Annotated in this window: 18 protein-coding genes; 9 read left to right on the top strand and 9 right to left on the bottom strand. The window is 67.3% G+C overall.

Annotated elements, in window-relative coordinates; genetic code table 11:
- Positions 1-16 precede the first annotated feature (16 nt).
- Positions 17-1525, top strand: a complete 1509-nt coding sequence (locus AU192_RS01335; RefSeq protein ID WP_064393897.1) for a carboxylesterase/lipase family protein — start codon at positions 17-19, stop codon at positions 1523-1525.
- Between the two features lie 40 nt (positions 1526-1565).
- A complete protein-coding gene (locus tag AU192_RS01330) occupies positions 1566-3521 on the top strand; it encodes a DUF7064 domain-containing protein (protein WP_064393896.1) in 1956 nt (651 codons plus the stop codon).
- 94 nt (positions 3522-3615) lie between these two features.
- Here AU192_RS01330 and AU192_RS01325 read toward each other — a convergent pair whose 3' ends face one another.
- The 3 genes from AU192_RS01325 to AU192_RS01315 form a co-directional block, all read right to left on the bottom strand.
- On the bottom strand, positions 3616-3942 hold the full coding sequence (locus AU192_RS01325; protein ID WP_064393895.1) for a YnfA family protein: 327 nt from the start codon (positions 3940-3942) through the stop codon (positions 3616-3618).
- Between the two features lie 89 nt (positions 3943-4031).
- The gene (locus AU192_RS01320) at positions 4032-4916 is read right to left on the bottom strand and encodes an SCO6745 family protein (RefSeq protein ID WP_064393894.1); all 885 of its coding nucleotides are present in this window, start codon (positions 4914-4916) and stop codon (positions 4032-4034) included.
- Between the two features lie 56 nt (positions 4917-4972).
- On the bottom strand, positions 4973-5686 hold the full coding sequence (locus tag AU192_RS01315) for a FadR/GntR family transcriptional regulator (protein ID WP_064393893.1): 714 nt from the start codon (positions 5684-5686) through the stop codon (positions 4973-4975).
- A 124-nt stretch (positions 5687-5810) separates the two neighbouring features.
- Here AU192_RS01315 and AU192_RS01310 point away from each other — a divergent pair, with 124 nt between their 5' ends.
- The gene (locus tag AU192_RS01310; protein WP_064393892.1) at positions 5811-6314 is read left to right on the top strand and encodes a gluconokinase; all 504 of its coding nucleotides are present in this window, start codon (positions 5811-5813) and stop codon (positions 6312-6314) included.
- A 106-nt stretch (positions 6315-6420) separates the two neighbouring features.
- Positions 6421-7869 carry a GntP family permease gene (locus AU192_RS01305; RefSeq protein WP_064393891.1) on the top strand — a complete coding sequence of 483 codons (1449 nt, stop codon included), beginning with the start codon at positions 6421-6423 and terminating at the stop codon, positions 7867-7869.
- Between the two features lie 45 nt (positions 7870-7914).
- Here AU192_RS01305 and AU192_RS01300 read toward each other — a convergent pair whose 3' ends face one another.
- The 3 genes from AU192_RS01300 to AU192_RS01290 all read right to left on the bottom strand — a co-directional run bounded on the left by AU192_RS01300 (position 7915) and on the right by AU192_RS01290 (position 9945).
- Positions 7915-8397 carry an RDD family protein gene (locus AU192_RS01300; protein ID WP_064393890.1) on the bottom strand — a complete coding sequence of 161 codons (483 nt, stop codon included), beginning with the start codon at positions 8395-8397 and terminating at the stop codon, positions 7915-7917.
- Between the two features lie 63 nt (positions 8398-8460).
- Positions 8461-9402 carry a DoxX family protein gene (locus AU192_RS01295; protein WP_064393889.1) on the bottom strand — a complete coding sequence of 314 codons (942 nt, stop codon included), beginning with the start codon at positions 9400-9402 and terminating at the stop codon, positions 8461-8463.
- Positions 9403-9441: 39 nt separating this feature from the next.
- Positions 9442-9945 (bottom strand): DUF6328 family protein, encoded by a 504-nt coding sequence (locus AU192_RS01290; protein ID WP_082693826.1) that lies wholly within the window; start codon positions 9943-9945, stop codon positions 9442-9444.
- Between the two features lie 93 nt (positions 9946-10038).
- On the opposite strand from AU192_RS01290, the gene AU192_RS01285 reads away from it, so the two are divergent.
- On the top strand, positions 10039-11436 hold the full coding sequence (locus AU192_RS01285; RefSeq protein ID WP_064393888.1) for a xylulokinase: 1398 nt from the start codon (positions 10039-10041) through the stop codon (positions 11434-11436).
- The gene (locus tag AU192_RS01280) at positions 11433-12131 is read left to right on the top strand and encodes an MBL fold metallo-hydrolase (protein WP_064393887.1); all 699 of its coding nucleotides are present in this window, start codon (positions 11433-11435) and stop codon (positions 12129-12131) included. Before AU192_RS01285 ends, AU192_RS01280 begins: the two co-directional genes overlap by 4 nt.
- Before the next feature lie 29 nt (positions 12132-12160).
- On the opposite strand, the gene AU192_RS01275 is transcribed toward AU192_RS01280, so the two are convergent.
- Positions 12161-12757, bottom strand: a complete 597-nt coding sequence (locus AU192_RS01275; protein ID WP_064393886.1) for a PaaI family thioesterase — start codon at positions 12755-12757, stop codon at positions 12161-12163.
- Between the two features lie 99 nt (positions 12758-12856).
- On the opposite strand from AU192_RS01275, the gene AU192_RS01270 reads away from it, so the two are divergent.
- The gene (locus tag AU192_RS01270) at positions 12857-13525 is read left to right on the top strand and encodes a PadR family transcriptional regulator (RefSeq protein ID WP_064393885.1); all 669 of its coding nucleotides are present in this window, start codon (positions 12857-12859) and stop codon (positions 13523-13525) included.
- A gap of 4 nt (positions 13526-13529) precedes the next feature.
- Here the strand turns inward: AU192_RS01270 and AU192_RS01265 are convergent, their stop codons facing one another.
- Positions 13530-15233, bottom strand: coding sequence for a 3-ketosteroid-delta-1-dehydrogenase (locus AU192_RS01265; RefSeq protein WP_064393884.1), 1704 nt, complete (start codon positions 15231-15233; stop codon positions 13530-13532).
- Positions 15234-15333: 100 nt separating this feature from the next.
- Between AU192_RS01265 and AU192_RS01260 the strand changes: the two genes are divergently transcribed.
- Together AU192_RS01260 and AU192_RS01255 are read left to right on the top strand one after the other, a co-directional pair.
- Positions 15334-16473: a 3-ketosteroid-9-alpha-monooxygenase, oxygenase component gene (locus AU192_RS01260; protein WP_064393883.1), complete on the top strand. Its 1140-nt coding sequence runs from the start codon at positions 15334-15336 to the stop codon at positions 16471-16473.
- Complete coding sequence (locus AU192_RS01255; RefSeq protein WP_064393882.1) at positions 16470-16745, top strand: hypothetical protein; 276 nt, start codon at positions 16470-16472, stop codon at positions 16743-16745. The genes AU192_RS01260 and AU192_RS01255 overlap by 4 nt, the downstream gene beginning before the upstream one ends.
- 51 nt (positions 16746-16796) lie before the next feature.
- Here the strand turns inward: AU192_RS01255 and AU192_RS01250 are convergent, their stop codons facing one another.
- Positions 16797-17873, bottom strand: a complete 1077-nt coding sequence (locus AU192_RS01250; RefSeq protein WP_064393881.1) for a hypothetical protein — start codon at positions 17871-17873, stop codon at positions 16797-16799.
- Between the last annotated feature and the right edge of the window lie 113 nt (positions 17874-17986).

Genomic DNA, 17986 nt, shown 5'->3' with positions numbered 1-17986 from the left:
TTGCTAACGTCGGGTGATGCACGAACACACCGTCCGCGCGACCATCGCCTCCGGCACCATCGAGGGGTTCACCCGCGACGGTGTGCACCGTTGGCGTGGCATCCCCTACGCGCGCCCGCCGGTGGGTCCGCTGCGCCTGCGCGCGCCCCAGCCGGTGCAGCCGTGGCGCGGCGTGCGCTATTGCCACGGATACGGCAACTGCGCCCCGCAGCAACGCATGTACACGATGCTGGCGCCGGGCAAGTACCAACCGATGAGCGAAGACTGCCTGACCCTGAACGTGGTGAGCCCGAAGAAGCAGTCGGACTCCGCGCTGCCGGTCATGGTCTTCATCCACGGCGGCGGCTACTTCATGGGGACGTCGGCCACGCCGATCTATGACGGTGCGGCGCTGGCCCGCAAGGGATGTGTGTACGTATCGGTCAACTACCGCCTGGGCGCGCTGGGGTGTCTGGACCTCTCGTCGCTGTCGAACCAGGACATCACGATCGACGACAACCTGTATCTGCGCGACCTGGTGATGGCCCTGCGCTGGGTACGCGAGAACATCGCGGTGTTCGGCGGCGATCCCGACAATGTGACGATCTTCGGTGAGAGCGCCGGAGCGCACGCCGTGGCCACGCTGCTCGCAGTGCCCGCGGCGAAAGGCCTTTTCGCCAAGGCGATCTCGGAGAGCCCGGCGGCAGGCATGGTGCGCACCCCGGAGGTGGCCGCACAGTACGCGACGCGGTTCGCCGCGATGCTGGGCGCGGGGGAGGACGACGGCGCCGACGCGGTGATGGCGGCGCGGCCGGCCGAACTGGTGGACGCGTTCGAAGAGCTGATCAAACAAGGCCAGCGCGAGATGCTCGGCGCCTTCGCGGCCGGTCCCACGAGCGGAACCGGTTACCTGCCAGAGGATCCGGTGGAGGCGATGCGCAGCGGTAAGGGACACCGGCTTCCGCTCATCGTCGGAACCAATGCCGAAGAGGCCAACCTCTTCGGTCGCTTCCTCAAGCTGCTGCCCATGTCCGAGCCGATGATCGAGCGGCTGCTCGCCGAGGCCGAACCCGAAGAGCGCGAACGCATCACCGCCGCGTACCCCGGCTATCCGAACCAGAAGGCATGCGTCCAATTCGGCAGCGATTTCGCCTTCGGTTCGGCCGCCTGGCAGATCGCCGAGGCTCACAGCCGCCATGCGCCGACCTACCTCTACCGCTACGACTACGCTCCGCGGCCGCTGCGCTGGTCGGGACTCGGCGCGACGCACGCCACCGAACTGTTGGCGGTGTTTGACGTCTACCGCACCGGGTTCGGTCGTCTGCTGACCGCCGTCGGTGACCGCCGAACAGCCTTGCGAGTCAGCGACGACGTCCAACGCCGCTGGCACGAGTTCGCCCGCACCGGCGTTCCCGGCCCCGACTGGCCCACCTACACCGGCGCGGACCGCGCCGTGCAAGTGTTCGATCAGCGCCCGCGCATCGAGTTCGACCCGCACGCCGCCCGCAGGGAGGCATGGGCGAACTTCTCGCTAGTCTCGCGTTAACGGCGGCCCCTAGCCGCCAGTGTTCACACAGAGGAGAAAAGTGCCCACCATCGATGTCGTCGAGCGCCCCGCGGAACTGAACGCCGAGTGGCTGACGTCGGCGATCGGTTCACCTGTTGCGGACTTTTCCTACGAGCGCATCGGGACCGGCCAGATGAGCGAGTGTTACCGCGTCGCGTTGACGTATGCGGGTGAGGACACCGGCCCCGCGACCGTGGTGCTCAAGGTGGCCGCGACCGACTCGGTCAGCAGGCAGACCGGTTTGGCGCTGGGCCTGTATGAACGCGAGGTGCGGTTCTACACCGACATCGCGCCGCGGATCGGGGGACCGGTGGCGCCGTGCTTCTCTTCGGCGTTCAACGCCGAAACCGGCGCCTTCCATCTGCTGCTCGGCGACGCGGGACCCGCGACCGTCGGCGACGAGATCCGCGGCGCCTCAGCTGAGCAGGCCATGCTGGCGCTGTCCGAGCTCGGCCGGTTGCACGGACCGCTGCTCTGCGATCCCGCCGTCGCGAGCGCCGAGTGGCTCAACCGAGAGGCGCCGGTCAACCAGGCGCTGATCGCCGGCTTGTACGCGGGCTTCGCCGAGCGGTACGCCGACCAGATCGCGCCCGCGCACCGCGACGTGTGCGAGCGACTGATCGCGAGCTTCGACGAGTATCTGGCCGCCGAATCCGCGCCCGATCGGGTCATGGGGCTCGTGCACGGCGACTACCGCCTCGACAACATGCTGTTCGGGCAGCCGGGCGCGGATCGTCCTTTGACGGTGGTGGATTGGCAGACGGTCACGTGGGGACCGGCGATGACGGACGTCGCGTACTTCATGGGCTGTGCGCTTCCCGTCGAGGTGCGCCGCGAGCACTACGACGCGCTGCTTTCCGCATACCACTCCGCGCTCGGTCCGAATCCTCCGATCACCCTCCACGACGTGCGCGACGGGGTGCGTAGGCAGACTTTCTTCGGCGTGATGATGGCGATCATTTCGTCGATGCTCGTCGAGCGGACCGAGCGCGGCGACGAGATGTTCATGACGATGCTGGCTCGCCATTGCGAGCATGTGCTCGACGTCGACGCGCTGAGTGCGCTGCCAGAACCGACTGCGCCAGAACCGCTTGCGCCCACCGCCGAGGATGATGGCGAACACCCGCCCGGTGACGAGCCGCTGTGGAATGAGAGCTGGTACTTCGACTTCGTCGACCCGCAGCAGGAGATCGGCGGGTGGGTGCGTCTCGGGCTGTACCCGAACATCGAGACGTCCTGGATCAACGGCCTGGTGTGTGGTCCGGACATCCCGACCTACGCGCTGCTCGACTTCGAGGGCACCGATGCGATCGAACTGACGCTGACCCCGACCGAACCGCTCAAGACCTTCCGCGTCACGATGCGTGGCCGCGGCCAGGCGTACGACGATCCGGCCGCACTGTTACGCAACGAATCCGGCCGCCCGGTCGACGTGTCGATGGAACTCGAGTGGACCACCACCGGCACTCCGTATCTGTACCGGGTGACACCGCGATACGAGATTCCGTGCTCGGTGTCGGGCACGGTGTCCGTCGACGGTCGCGAGTTCACGTTCACTGACGTGCCGGGCCAGCGCGACCACTCCTGGGGTGTGCGTGACTGGTGGGCGATGGACTGGGTGTGGAGCGCACTGCACCTCGACGACGGCACCCACCTGCACGGTGTCGACATCCGTATCCCCGGCGCCCCGCCGCTCGGAATCGGTTATGTGCAACCACCCGGCGAACCGCTCATCGAACTGCAGACCGTTTCGGCGCGAGAGACGTTCGCCGACAACGCGTTACCGGTGGAGACGACGCTGACCCTCGCGCCCGGCGACGTCACAGTCACAGCAAAGGTGCGCGCCCATGCTCCCGTGCTGCTGACCTCCCCCGACGGCCGGATCAGCCACTTCCCGCGCGCATGGGCGACGATCACGACCGCCGACGGCCGCAACGGCGTGGGCTGGCTGGAGTGGAACCGCAACCAGCCGTAGCAACTCGCCTCTGTTGTGCGAGCGTGCGGGTCTGCACACGACACGCCGCGAAAATTCAGCGTGTCGTGCACGCTCGCACCGCAGCGAGCGTGCGCTACCGCGGGGCGTACATGATCAGGCCGACCCCGGCCAGACAGATCAGCGCACCCGTGACATCCCACCGGTCGGGCCGGAAACCGTCGGCGACCATGCCCCACGCGAGTGAACCGGCGATGAAGACCCCGCCGTACGCCGCCAGGACCCGACCGAAATGGGCGTCGGGCTGAAACGCTGCGACGAAACCGTAAGCGCCGAGCGCCATCACCCCCGCCCCGATCCACCACCAACCGCGATGCTCACGCACGCCCTGCCACACCAGCCACGCGCCGCCGATCTCCAGCAGCGCGGCGAGGACGAACAGCATCACCGATTTGAGCACCATCACGACACTCAGCGTGCCGTGAGCGTGCGCAAAATGCTGACGCACCGCGGCGTGTCGTGTGCAGACTCGCACGCTCGCGGCACAAGCGGCTAGGGGAGGTGGGCGCTGTCGTCGTCGAGGTCGTCGCGGTTCAGGCCCATCGGCGTCGCGGCGGGGAGGTCACCGCCTGCGACGACCTTGCGGGTGATCGGGGTCAGCGTGCGGAACAACATCTCGATCTCGTCGTCACTCAATGCGTCGAGCACCGGCAACGCCAACCGGTCGGTGCCGTCCTCGATCTGCTGCTTGAGATCGCGGCCGGCGTCGGTGAGCTCGTCACCGTCGATCAGCCCCCGCTCGGCGAGCCGGTCCCGGTACAGGGCCCACTGTTCGTCGTCGTAGTCACGGCTGCGCATGATCATCTCCTTGGGCACGCGCCCTGCAACGGCGTGCAGGATGTTGCTCTCGCGACCGGAGATCCCGTGACTGATGAGCAACGCGATGTGACCATCGCCGCGTTGTTCGCGCAGCAACGTGGCGGCGTGCCAGAGCTTGGCCAGCGGTTCGTCCGGCCACGGCAGGGCCGCGTTGGCGGCGAACAGGCATCGACCGTCGAGCGCGGCGTTGCGGGCGGCCTTGGCCAGCAAGTCGGCCGCTGTCGCCGCGTCGTCACCCTGTCCGACGCCGTAGCGCTCGAGCGCCTCCACCGCGGACTCCTGTCGCACGCGCAGCGCGTCGGCCGGGGCAGCGACTTCCCATGCCGCCGGAAGGGCCTTGGCCACCCGTTGCGGCGCGAAGTTGTAGAACGCCGCGGTCACCACCTCGGGCGCCACCACGCCCAGCGGTGCCGATCTGGCCGCGAAGTAGCCCATCCAGAATCCCTTGTAGCCAAGGCCGTCGAGGGCGGCACGAGCTTCCGGGGCGAAGTAGGTGACGGCGTGCACGGGTTCGAGTCGATCGAAGAATCGGCGCGCCAACGATGGTTGCCTGTCCACGTCGGCAGTTAACCACTGACCTCGATCCCGGCTGGCCGCGGCCCGATCAAGACGGGTCAATGCCCCGAGTCGTCCCCGGCCACCGCCGAACTGGTCTCGTCGATGATCGCCCGCATGGCGTGTTCGGCTGCCGCCTCGTCGCGCATCCTGATCGCGCGCGCCACCTCGTCGTGCAGGTTGATCGCGGCCGGGTTCGGTGTCGAGGGCATCATCCCGTGGTGCGTCCGCCCGGCGAGCACCTCGGCGACCACGCCGTCGAGCGCGCGGAACATCTCGTTGCCGCTGGCCTCCAACATGGTCCGGTGGAACAGCTTGTCGGCCTCCAGATAAGCCTCGAGGTCACCCGCGCGGCCGTGTACGACCATGTCCGAAACGGCCGCCGCCATGATGCGGCACTGGTCCGGGTTGGCTCGACGCGCTGCCAGCGCCGCCGCCGCCGGCTCGAAACCGCGGCGTAGCTCGGAAAGCGAGAGGAGTTGGGCGGCCCGGTCGCCGTCCTCCAGGCGCCAGCGAATCAGCCTGGGGTCGAAGACATTCCACTTCTGCGAAGGCAGGACCGTGATGCCCACCCGTCGTCGCGATTCGACCATCCCCATTGATTCGAGCACCCGGATCGCCTCGCGCGCCACGCTGCGCGATACCCCGTGACGCGCGCTGACCCCGTCGAGGGTCAGCACCTGCCCGGCGGGATACTCACCGGAGACGATCGCCGTGCCCAGCGCCTTGAGAAGATTGCCATGCAGCGCGCCGACGATTGGTTGAGACGCCACGCATACATCTTTTCATAGGATCCCCAGACCGATTTAAAGACATACCAATACGTGACGGTATTGCAATCGTATGCCTATTACGGCATGCTGTGTGATGCCAAACACAACTGGGTAGGTGGAGGGAATGGTCGCTCCGATCGTGGTCATGGGCGTTTCGGGCTCGGGTAAGTCGACCGTGGGTGCCGCGCTCGCGCAGCGTCTGCGCGTACCGTTCGCCGATGCGGACGACTTCCATCCGCCTGCCAACATCGCGAAGATGACTTCCGGCGAGGCGCTCAACGACGACGACCGTTATCCGTGGCTCGAAGCGATCGGCGAGTGGTTGGCCGAACGGTGCGAAACGGGCGGGGTGATGAGTTGCTCTGCGCTCAAGCGCAAGTACCGCGATCAACTGCGGCGTCACTGCCCTGAGATGGCACTGCTGCATCTGGTTGGAACCCCCGAGGTCATCGGCAGGCGGCAGGCCAGCCGTCCCGGTCACTTCATGCCGGCATCGCTGCTGGCTTCGCAATTTGAGACGCTCGAACCGCTGGGATCCGATGAGCACGGCGTCGACATCGACGTCGACCAGAGCATCGATGCCATCGTCGAGAGCTATGTATCGGCAACGGGCTCGACCGGCCGGTAATACGCGTGGCCGACACACCGGATGAACCAAAGACGATGCCAAAAGGGCACTTTGACCATCCGCCGATTGGCCTGAAATCGTACGACATCGACAGTTCGGAGGCCTGATGGAAGCAATCGATCCCGCCTACGGAGCCACCACGCTCCTGCTGATCGCTGCGGGGGCGGTGGCGGTCCTTCTGTTCTTGATCATGAAGGTCAAGCTGCACGCCTTCGTGGCGCTGGTGCTCGTCAGCGTGCTCACGGCGCTGGCCGCGGGCATTCCGGTCGGCGACGTTCCCGACGCCATCAGCTACGGCTTCTCGAACACGCTCGGCTCGGTGGCGCTGCTCGTCGGCTTCGGCGTGATGCTCGGTCGGTTGCTCGAAGTCACCGGCGGCGCCCAGGTTCTCGCCGATACGCTCATCGCCCGGTTTGGCGAGAAACGGGCGCCCTTCGCGCTCGGCGTCGCCGCGCTGCTGTTCGGATTCCCGATCTTCTTCGACGCCGGTCTCGTCGTGTTCCTGCCCATCATCATGACCGTCGCCCGGCGCTTCGGAGGGTCGCTGCTGCTCTACGGTCTGCCCGCCGCAGGTGCGTTCGCCGCCATGCACGCGCTGGTTCCGCCCCATCCGGGGCCGGTGGCGGCGGCCGAGGCGCTCGGCGCCAGTATCGGTGTGACGCTTCTGGTCGGCGCTCCGGTCGCCATTCTGTCCTGGTACATCGGCGTGCTGCTGGTTTCCCGGGCGATCGGGCGCCGGGTGCACGTCGACATTCCGACGGCGTTGTTCGGCGAGATCAACGGCGGAACAACCATTTCCGGCTCCGACGATGCTGGCGACGCCCCCGACGGGGCCGGGGCGGGAGGAGTGGCCACCGCGGCCCGAACCGCTCCGTCCTTCGCCTCGGTGCTCGGCGTTCTGCTTCTACCGTTCGTGTTGATCTCGTTCAACACCGTTCTCGACACCTTGGTGACCGCCGGGACTCTGGAAGAGGACGCCACGTGGGTCCGGTACCTCATGCTGCTCGGCAACACCAGCGTCGCGCTGCTGATCACGGTGATCGTCGCGGCCGTGGTGTTGGGTCTGCGGCGGGGCCGGTCGATGGACGAGGTCAGCGCCCTCTACGACAAGGCGCTCGGGCCCATCTGCTCGGTCATCTTGATCACCGGGGCCGGCGGCATGTTCGGCGGGGTGCTGCGGTTGAGCGGCATCGGCAGCGCGCTGAGTGACTCTCTGTCGGGTCTGGGGATGTCGCTGATCGTTCAGGCCTTCATCATCGCGACGCTGCTGCGGGTGGCCCAGGGATCGGCGACGGTTGCGCTGACGACGACGGCCGGGCTGATCAGCGCCGCAGCGGCCGAGGCGAGCCTGAGCAGTCTCCACCTCACCCTGCTGGTCATCGCGATCGCCGCGGGAGCCACCGTGCTCTCACACGTCAACGACTCGGGCTTCTGGCTGGTCAGCCGCTTCTTCGGGATGGACGTGAAGACCACGCTGAAGACGTGGACGGTCATGGAGACCACGCTCGGCCTTACCGCATTCGGCTTCAGCCTCGTTGTGTGGCTGGTGATCTGACCCCCGGACCCAAGTCGGGGTCAACGGCGTCGACCGGTCCGACGGTCAGCCCTTGACGACCTGCGTTCCGCCCGCGAGTTCGTCGTGCTTGCCCTGCTTGGTCGGGCTGCCGCTGATGGTCACAGCGATGACGATGATCGCGATGACGCCGAGCAGTCCGCCGACGAACGGGATGATCGGGAGCAGCGTCCACGAGTTGCGAATGGCCGCCTGAGCGGCGGTCGGCTTGGCTGCCCCGCCGGGGCCGCGAACGGTCAGGCCGAGCAACTTCTTGCCCGGAGTCGAGCCCGTACCCGCTTCGAAGGCGAGGAAGTAGACGAACATCAGGCCGCCGGTGAAGAAACCGGTGACCATGATGTTGGAGGCGGAGTCGGTGGCGAAGGCCAACAGCCAACTCACGATTCCGACGAGGATGCCGTCGATGAACCGCGCGAGCCAACGCAGAAGCAGGCCGCCCGGCCGACCGCCGCCCGCGGGGTAGCCGCCGCCGTACTGTCCAGGCTGGGGTCCGAGATTTCCGCTAGTCATCCGAGTCAATGTACCGGCGACCCCGACCGATCAGGGGCGCTTTCCGATCGCTCGGTGGAAACCTCAGCGAAGCTTGCGCTGCTGGCGCTTGGCCTCTTTGCGTGCCTGCTTGCGGGCCGTCTCGGCCTGTTTGCGTGCCGTGTCGGCTTGCTTGCGGGCCGTCTCGGCCAACTCCGTCGCACGTTCGCGCGCCGTCTCGGCCAGTTCGGGCGCGCGGTCGCGGGCGACGTCGGCCCACTCCGAGCTGCGTTCCCGCGCGACGTCGGCGAGTACCGATCCGCGCTTGCGCGCCACCTCAGCGAGTTCGGGCGCGCGGTCACGGGCGACGTCGGCCAGTTCGGCACCCCGTTTGCGGGCCCGTTCGGCGAGTTCGGGTCCGCGTTCGCGGGCGACCTCGGCCAGTTCGGCGCCGCGCTCGCGGGCGACGTGGGCGAACTCGCGGCCGCGTTCGGCGCCGACCTGCAGGCCGTGACCGACCTTGTCGGCCAACGCGCTGTCGGCGAGAGTGCCACCGGCCGCCGCCCCGACGGGCAACGCCGTGCTGACCGCTTCGGACACCTTGTGGGCCGCCCGTCGACCGCGCCAACCGATCGAGGGTTTGCCCTCGGTGTCGACCGCGGCGATGATCAGCCCACCGATCAAGCTCACGTCGGTGATGAACGCACGCCGTTCTTCGGCCTTGCGCTCGGGGTCTGTCTCACTCCAGAACGTATGTCCGCCAAGGCTGCCCGGTACCACGCTCAGTGCGAGCGCGGCAGAGGCGAGCCGGGGTAGTTTGCCGGTGGCCAGGAGCAGGCCACCGCCGATCTGGACGGCGGCCGTGGCGCGGGCGACGGTCTCGGCGTTGGTCGGAACGTTGGTGCCGACCGGGTCCGGCAGTTTGCTCAGACCCTCCAGCGTCGGGCGTGCGGCGTCGGCCGCGGGTTTCGGGCTGCGTAGGGCCTCGACGCCTCTGGCGATGAAGGCTGCTGACAGCATCGGGCGCGCGATACGTCGAATCAACATGCGCGAGGTGTTCCCAGGCGAGCGGGGACGCAAACGTCGTTACGAGGCATCGTGGGGGGTGCGGTGTTGCAGCGGCACGAGATACCAGAACACGATGAGCGCGACCAGCACGCCGCCCCCGGCGATCCATGCCGCCACCCGGTCGGCGACGGCGTCGAAGATGATCGTCGCCACGCCGGCGAGCGCGACGCCGAGGAGCAGCGTGCCGGTGATGGCGAAGGAGTGCGCCGTCGACACCAACGTGCGCATGCGGTGCCGACGGAACAACAGCCGGTGCATGCTCACCGGAGCGATCAGCAGGACCGTCGCCCCGATCGAGCAGGCCACCGTCACCAGGTAGACGGTCCGCATGACACCGTCGAGATCGGAGAAGTGGTCGGTGAACGGCAAGATCAGCAGGAAGCCCGTGAGCAGCTGGACACCCGTCTGAGCCACCCGTAGCTCCTGCAGCAAGCTGGACCAATTGCGGTCCAGCCGTTGGGCTTCCGTCTCGTCGCGGTGGTAACCGTCAGGCCCTGCCAGGTCGGGGCGCTCCGAGTTCACACCTGATTCTGGCAGGCGGCGCCGCGGCTGGTCGACCGATCCACGGTTGTGGGCGGCACAAACGGGGCGCGACGCCGGAGTAGGTTGGCGAACGTGGCGCTCGTCGCGGGAATAGATTCATCCACTCAGTCCTGCAAGGTGATCGTCTGTGATGCCGACACCGGGTCGGTGGTCCGGTCGGGTTCGGCCCCGCACCCCGACGGCACCGAGGTCGATCCCCGGTCGTGGTGGTCGGCTCTGCAGGCCGCCGTCTCGGCGGCGGGCGGGTTACACGACGTGGCGGCGATCTCGGTGGGGGCCCAGCAGCACGGAATGATCTGCCTGGACGACGGCGGGCGGGTCGTGCGAGATGCGCTGCTGTGGAACGACGTTCGGTCGAGTGCGGCCGCGGTCGACCTGGTCGACGAGCTGGGCGGCCCGCAGGAGTGGGCCACGCGCGTGGGCGTGGTGCCGGTCGCGGCGATCACCGCGACGAAGTTGCGCTGGCTTGTAGATGACGAACCCGGGCACGCCGATGCGACCGCGGCGGTGTGTCTCCCACACGACTGGCTGACTTGGCGCCTCAGCGGGTCTTCCGACCTCGGCGATCTCCGCACGGACCGCAGCGACGCCAGCGGGACGGGGTACTTTTCGTCGGCGACCGGCGACTACGACATCGACCTACTCGAGATGGCCATGCGCGGGAGGAGGCCACTCGTCCCGCCGGTGCTCGGACCGTCCGCACCCGCCGGGCACTCGACGACGGGCGCGTTGTTGGGCCCTGGTGCCGGCGACAACGCGGCAGCGGCGCTCGGGCTGAGCGCCGGGCAGGGTGATTGCGTGGTGTCGTTGGGAACCTCGGGGGTGGTCAGCGCCGTCGGAACCGTCGCACCTCGGGATCCGGAAGGCATCGTCGCCGGTTTCGCGGACGCGACCGGGAACCAGTTGCCGTTGGTGTGCACGCTCAACGGTGCTCCCGTGCTCGCGGCCGTCGCCAGGATGTTGGCCGTGGAGTTCGACGAACTGGACCGCCTGGCGCTGTCGGCGCGGCCTGGCGCAGAAGGGCTCACGCTGGTGCCGTACCTGGAGGGGGAGCGGTCGCCGAATCTGCCCGCCGCGGCCGGCGCCCTGCACGGCGTGACCACGCGAAACCTCCTGCCCGCCAATGTTGCTCGGGCAGCTGTCGAGGGCTTGTTGTGCTCGATGGCGTACTGCATCGACAAGATCAGGGCGCACGGTGTTCAAGTGCAGCGCATCATGTTGACGGGCGGAGGGGCGCGTTCGGAGGCGGTGCGACAGATCGCGCCCGCTATTCTGGGGACGGCCGTGCAGGTGCCCGTACCCGCGGAGTACGTGGCGCTGGGTGCGGCCAGGCAGGCCGCATGGACCTTGTCGGAGGGGGACGCAGCGCCGACGTGGAGGCTCGGTGGCACCGCGTCCTACCGCGCGGATCCCACACCGTCGGTGCTCGACCAGTACCGAACCGCGCAGCCGCTTACGTTGGGGCAGTGAATTTTCGATGGGACCGGCTGGCTGACGGGGTGTTCCGCACGCGGCTGCCGTTCCTCGACGTCACCGTCGGGTTGGTCGTCGGGCGTGACGGCGGCATGCTGATCGACACGGGCAGCACGCTGAGCGAAGCGCGTGCCGTCAGCGCCGACGTCGCCGAACTCGCCGAACATCAGGTGCGGCACGTACTGCTGACGCACAACCACTTCGACCACGTCCTCGGATCTGGCGTGTTCGTCGGTGCGCAGGTGTACTGCGCACCGCCGGTGGCCGACACCATGACGTCCGGCAAGGAGCATCTGCGTGCCGACGCGTTACGGCACGGCGCCGACGGTGACGAGGTGAACGCGGCGCTCGGCGCCCTGCGCGAGCCCGATCGACAGGTGTGGGAGGCCGTCGTCGACCTCGGCGGACCGACGGTGTCGCTCAGCCACCCCGGTCGCGGGCACACCGGCCACGACCTGATCGCGGCGGTGACGGATCCGACCCGGCGGGTGGTGTTCTGCGGTGATCTCGTCGAGGAGTCGGGCGATCCGTGTGTCGACGAGGATTCCGACCTCGACGCCTGGCCGGCGACGCTGGACCGGTTACTGGCGATCGGAGGCGAGAACGCGGTCTACGTCCCCGGTCACGGCGCCGTCGTCGACGCGGATTTCCTCCGTCGACAACGCGAGTGGTTGGCCGACAGAAGCCGGTGACGGCTCGAATGCCTTACTCAGGCGAGGTGTCACGGAACTCGCGGATGGATGAAGACACCGTCGGCTTCGACGGTCACGCCGTCGGCGTCGGCGATATGCCCGACGGCAAACGTCTTAACGCCCTCAATTCGTTCGACCCAGGCTTCCGCACGCAGCGGGTGCCTGAGCCGGGTCCCACGCCGATAGCGCATGGTCAGCGTGCCCGTCACCGCCGGCTTGCCCGGTTTGTGCGCCGTGGCGCCGAGCACGTGGTCGAGCAGCATCGCGCAGGCTCCACCGTGGACATGTCCCGGGGGACCTTCGAATGCGGCGCCGAGCGTGAATTCGGCCCAGACTCGGCCGTCGGTGTCGTGATGGACCACCAGCGGCGGGGCGGCCGGGTTGCGCACCCCGATGACGACATTGCCCCAGACCATCGCCTCGCCGTCGCGGGTGTGTTGCACACCGAATGAGTCGCCAAGCAGCGATGCGCTGAGTTCGTCACTAGCGCTGTCGATCCGGTTCCTCACCGCTTCGACGGTTGCTGCATCCGCTGTGGTGCGGATCGTGACGTCGACGAGTCGGCGCACCGCTTGCGCCAAGGGTTCGTACACATCGCGCAGATCGTCGAGTTCGGAGCCGGCCATGGGTTCAGGGTGCGTAAACCCCGACGCCGCCGCAAGGCGCCGTCCCGGCCAGTGGTGCGTTGGACGAGCGGTTCGAGCTGTCGTTGTTAGGCTGACCGGATGGCGAAAAGCACGTCCGACGCGAAGCCGAATCTGGCTGCGACCAGTTGGGCGTTGCTGGGCATGCTGTCGTACGAACACGAACTGTCGGGCTACGACATCCGCAAGTGGATCGAATGGAGCATGCGGTTCTTCTACGGGAGCCCCGCCTACAGCCAGATCTACTCAGAGCTGAAAAAGCTGGAGCGGCTGGAACTGCTGTCATCACGCGTCGAGAGCACCGGTGGCACCCGCAACCGTCGGCTGTACAGGATCACCCCGGCCGGTCTGGAGGCGGTGCGGAAGTGGGCCAACGAATCTCCGGTCGATCCGCCGGTGCTCAAGCACAACCCGTTGCTGCGCGTGACGTTCGGACATCTCACCGATCCGGCACGGCTCAAGGAGATTCTGCAGGAGCACGTCGCCTACGCCGATGACATGCAGCGCAAGGCCGCCAAGGACGCCAAGTGGGCAGGCGTGGAGCCGTCGTGGGCGTACGCGAAGGTCGCCTTGCAGTGGGCCGAGAGGTACTACGCCGCCGAACGCGAACTCGCGTTGAAGATGCTCAAAGAACTGGACGAGGCCGAAGCCGCCTTCGCCGACGCCGGCATCGAACCCGGTACCCAGATTCCCTGGCCCGCAACCGAATACTGGTACGAGATCGAAAAGAAGGCCGAGGCTGACGACTGATCGGTCACCGGTCGGCGGCGTCCGCGGCGGCGATGTAGCCGTACACCAGACCCTGCGCGATCGTCGCGCCCGCTCCGGGGTAGGTGGCACCGAACGCGTTGGCGGCGGTGTTGCCGATCGCATACAACCCGTCGATCGTGCCGCCGTCCTCTCGTAGCACCCGGGCGCGGTCGTCGACGCGCAAGCCGCCACACGTGCCGAGATCGCTCAGCACCATCTTGACGGCATAGAAGGGTCCGCGATCCAGTGGGCGCAAGTTGGGGTTCGGCGTGACCGTCGGGTCGCCGTAGTAGCGGTCGTAGGCGCTGGCCCCACGCAGGAAGTCCGGGTCGACACCCGCTCCTGCGTTTGCGTTGAAGCGCTGGACGGTCGAGGTGAGGGCTGACCCGTCGAGGTTCATCTTGGGTGCGAGTTCGGCGATCGAATCGGCACGATGCGCGATGCCGGCGTCATACCAGCGCTTGGGTATCGCCATCCGTGGGAACAGTTCGGCGGCAAAGACATAGCTGTTGCGATAGCCCTGATCGAAGACGATCCACATCGACTCGACGGGGTTTCCCGCGCGTTCCCGCTCGAGGATCCGCTGTCCGAATGACATGTAGTCGGTCGCCTCGTTGACGAAGCGATTCGCGCTCTGGTCGACGATGATCGATCCGGGAAGCGACCGCTCCGCCAGCATGACTTTCGGCTCCGCACCGGGCAGTGCGGCGACGGCGGGGAACCACCACGCTTGATCCATGAGATCGGTTGCAGCGCCGATGTCCTGGGCCAGGCGGATGGCATCGCCGGTGTTGGTGTCGGCGCCCAGGCTGGCATGCTCGCCGAGGAATTCCGATTGGAATTTCCACCGCATGTCCATCTGGTGGTCGAAACCGCCCGCCGCGAGCACGACACCGCGGCGCGCGGACACGGTGATGTCGGCGCCGCCATGGCTCAGCACCACGCCGCTCACCCGATCGCCGTCGGCGACCAGCCGAAGCAGCGTGGTGTCGGTCCAGACGGGGATGCCAGCGCGCAGGACACCGGCGAAAAGACCGGCTGCCAGCGCCTGGCCCCCGGCGACGTATCGCCGCTTGAGCAGCAGACCACCCACACCCTGGCCGAGGCGTTTGGCGACCACCGGCAGACCCTTGCGCGGCATCCGCGACATCAGGTTCAGCCATCGATAATCGGCGCCGGTGGTCGGTATCGGAACCTTGGCTTCCATCACGCCGGGTCGCAGTCGCGTGCGGTACGGGCCCAGAATCGCCGAATCGAGGGGACGGCATTCGCACGTGCGGCCGACGGCCGTGCCGCCGGGCGCCTCGGGGTGGTAGTCCGAGTACTCCTTCGCCCAGAACAGCCGCATCGGCGTTGTACGCCGCAGAAGCTCGACCGTCGCGCCGATGTGGGCCACGAATGCGTGCGAGCGCTGGGAGGTCGCGGTCCCGTCGACCACGGCGCCGAGGTACGTCTTCGCCCGCTCCGCGGTGTCGGCACCGCCGTCGCCGTTGATCACCGTGCTGGCCGGCAGCCACAACGCCCCGCCGGACCTGGCGGTGGAACCTCCGACATAGGTCGATTTCTCGACGATGAGCACGGACAGGCCGCGCTCATGAGCGGCAAGGGCTGCCGCCATACCGGTGCCGGAACCGACCACCACCAGATCGACGGTCGTATCGGTTACGGGCAGGCCCTCCGGGATCGTCGCCGCGTGCGCGCTGTTCACAAGCCATCAACGTAGAGCGGATGGCAGCGGGCCGGTATCGATGTCCTGATGAGCGGAACAGAACCGTGAACAGGGCCGGTGGGGCTGCTAGAACAGCGGTATGACGATGGACACCGACATCGAGGTCCGCCAGATCGAGGCCGAGGCCGCGCCGTCGCGGTTCGCCCGAGGCTGGCACTGCCTAGGTCTGGTCAGAGAGTTCGGTGACGGTAAGCCGCACCAGGTCTACGCATTCGGCAAGAAGCTGGTGGTGTTCCGCGGCGGCGACGGCCGCCTCAACGTCCTCGACGGGTACTGCCGCCACATGGGCGGCGACCTGAGCCAGGGCGAGGTCAAGGGCGACGAGATCGCGTGCCCGTTCCACGACTGGCGCTGGGGCGGTGACGGTCGGTGCAAGAAGGTGCCCTACAGCAAGCGAGTGCCGCGGCTGGCCCGCACCGCGACCTGGACCACGCTCGAACAGGACGGCATGCTGTTCATCTGGAACGACCCGGAGGGCAACCCCCCGCCGCCGGAGGTCACGATCCCGCGCATCGAGGGCGCCACAAGCGACGAGTGGACCGACTGGCACTGGTATACGACCGTGGTCAACACGAACTGCCGCGAGATCATCGACAACGTCGTCGACATGGCCCACTTCTTCTACATCCACGGCTCGCTGCCGACGCACTTCAAGAACATTTTCGAAGGCCATGTCGCGACCCAGTACATGAACAGCGCGGGCCGGCCCGATCTCGGCGAGCCGGGGCCGACGCAGATGCTCGGAACCACCTCGGTCGCATCGTATTTCGGGCCGTCCTTCATGATTGACGACCTGACGTATCACTACACCGACGTCGATCACAAGACGGTGCTGATCAACTGTCACTATCCGATCGACCAGAACTCCTTCGTGCTGCAGTACGGGATCATCGTCAAGAAGTCCGAGAACCTGCCCGAGGACCTCGCGATGCAAACGGCGATCGGTCTCGGCGACTTCGTGAAGATGGGTTTCGAGCAGGACGTCGCCATCTGGAAGAACAAGGCGCGCATCGACAATCCGCTCCTGTGCGAGGAGGACGGGCCCGTCTACCAACTGCGTCGTTGGTACGAGCAGTTCTACGTCGACGTCGCCGACGTGACGCCGGACATGGTGGACCGCTTCGAATACGAGATCGACACCACCCGGCCGCGCGAGGAATGGATGAAGATCGTCGAGGCCAATATCGCCGCACGGGACGCCGTCACGAGCGCGGGATGAGCGTCCGCCAGGACAACCGACTCGCCGACGCGCCGATGACCTCGGTGATGTGCCGACTCTGCGCGGCAACCGTTTTGGTGCGCAAGAGCACCTGGCAGCAGACCAGCGTGCAGTGGGACGCCGAGGCCGCCCGAAAGTGCCACCAGCGCCGCGACGCCGAGGCCATCCACGCGCACGACGGCAGGCCGTTCCTGGTCTGCTTCGAACTGCGGGATTCGATCGAGGAGGCGGCGCGCCGCGGGGCGTTGCCGATCGTCGACGAAGCAGTGTGATTTCGGTGCGCTACCGATCGCTGAGCGACCGATAGCGCACCGAAACCGCCCCTAGGTCAGCTGGAACTCCGACAGGGGAGCTTCCTTCGGGTACTCCGCCGGCCCGCCGAGGTCGTAGACCGCGTTCAGCGCCGCGATGAACTCCGGATCGTGCAGAGGCTCGCTCGGCACGTCGAGCTTGATGCCCTTGGAGTGCACATCGTCGACGAGCATGTCGATCGCCTTGTCGATGGTCAGATCGTCGCTGCCGTCCATGTTCTTCTTGAGCTCGTCGAAGTCGGTGAACACCTCCGCCGACCAGTGCACCAGGAACCGCAGTTCGTCGGTGTGGTGGCGGGCGATCACGTCGTCGCCGTTCTTCAGCAGCCAGAAGTCGCGGTCCGACGGATCCCCGGTGAACACCGTGTCGAACGCCAGTCCCGCGGGGGTCTGTTGATCGAGCGGCCCGTTGGCCTCGCCGCGGTGCACCATCATCTCGTTCTGCACGAGCACACCGCGGTTGTAGACCGGCGGCAGCAGGCGTTTCGGCGGCTTGAGAGGGCCCTCGGGCCAGTAGGTGAAACCGCTGCCCTCGTCGAGCGAGAACCACGTGATGACCTGAGCCATCTTGATGAGGTAGTCGCGGAACAGCCCGGACTTGCCCATGACGCTGGTCAGCCAGGTGGGAGCGTTCTCGTGGCGCACGCCGCGGAAGCTGGGGGAGTCCAGGTGGCCGGGATCGCGGTTGGCGCAGGGGCCGTTGATGTTGAACAGCATCATCTCGGGCTTGGCGTAGTCGGCGTTCCAGTAGCTCTTGGCGTACTCGACGAAGCGCTGGTTGTAGAAGCAGTCGTGCAGCTCGGGATAGAGCACCGTGCCGTAGTTGGCCAGATAACCGCGGAACGTCGCGGTGAGGAACAGGTCCAGCGAGGGGGTGAAGCCCTCGGGGAACAACCCGCTCATGGTGGCCATCAGTTCTTCGGCCGACGCGAAGTGCTGGGCGATGATCAGCTTCCACGGCCCCTGGGTGCGCACCACGTCGAGGAGGCGCTCCCGCTGGTCGTCGGTATAGAGGTTGTCGATCTCGCGGGGCGGTGAAGCGGGCCGCAGGACGTCGGACAACTCCATCCGCTGCTCTTGGGTGAGCATGTTCTCTCCTACTCTCGAGGTCGGCATCTCATGCCGGTCGCTTGGCCAATTCTGGTGTTGTGGCCCGCAAGTGGCCGCGTGCCTGTCCGGTCATCGGGACATCTGTTTTCCGC

Origin of the sequence: Mycobacterium lehmannii (assembly GCF_001499925.1) — a bacterium.
GTDB classification, from domain to species: domain Bacteria; phylum Actinomycetota; class Actinomycetes; order Mycobacteriales; family Mycobacteriaceae; genus Mycobacterium; species Mycobacterium lehmannii.
Note: the sequence above shows the minus strand (reverse complement) of the source record. Positions and strands in the feature narration are given on the sequence as shown.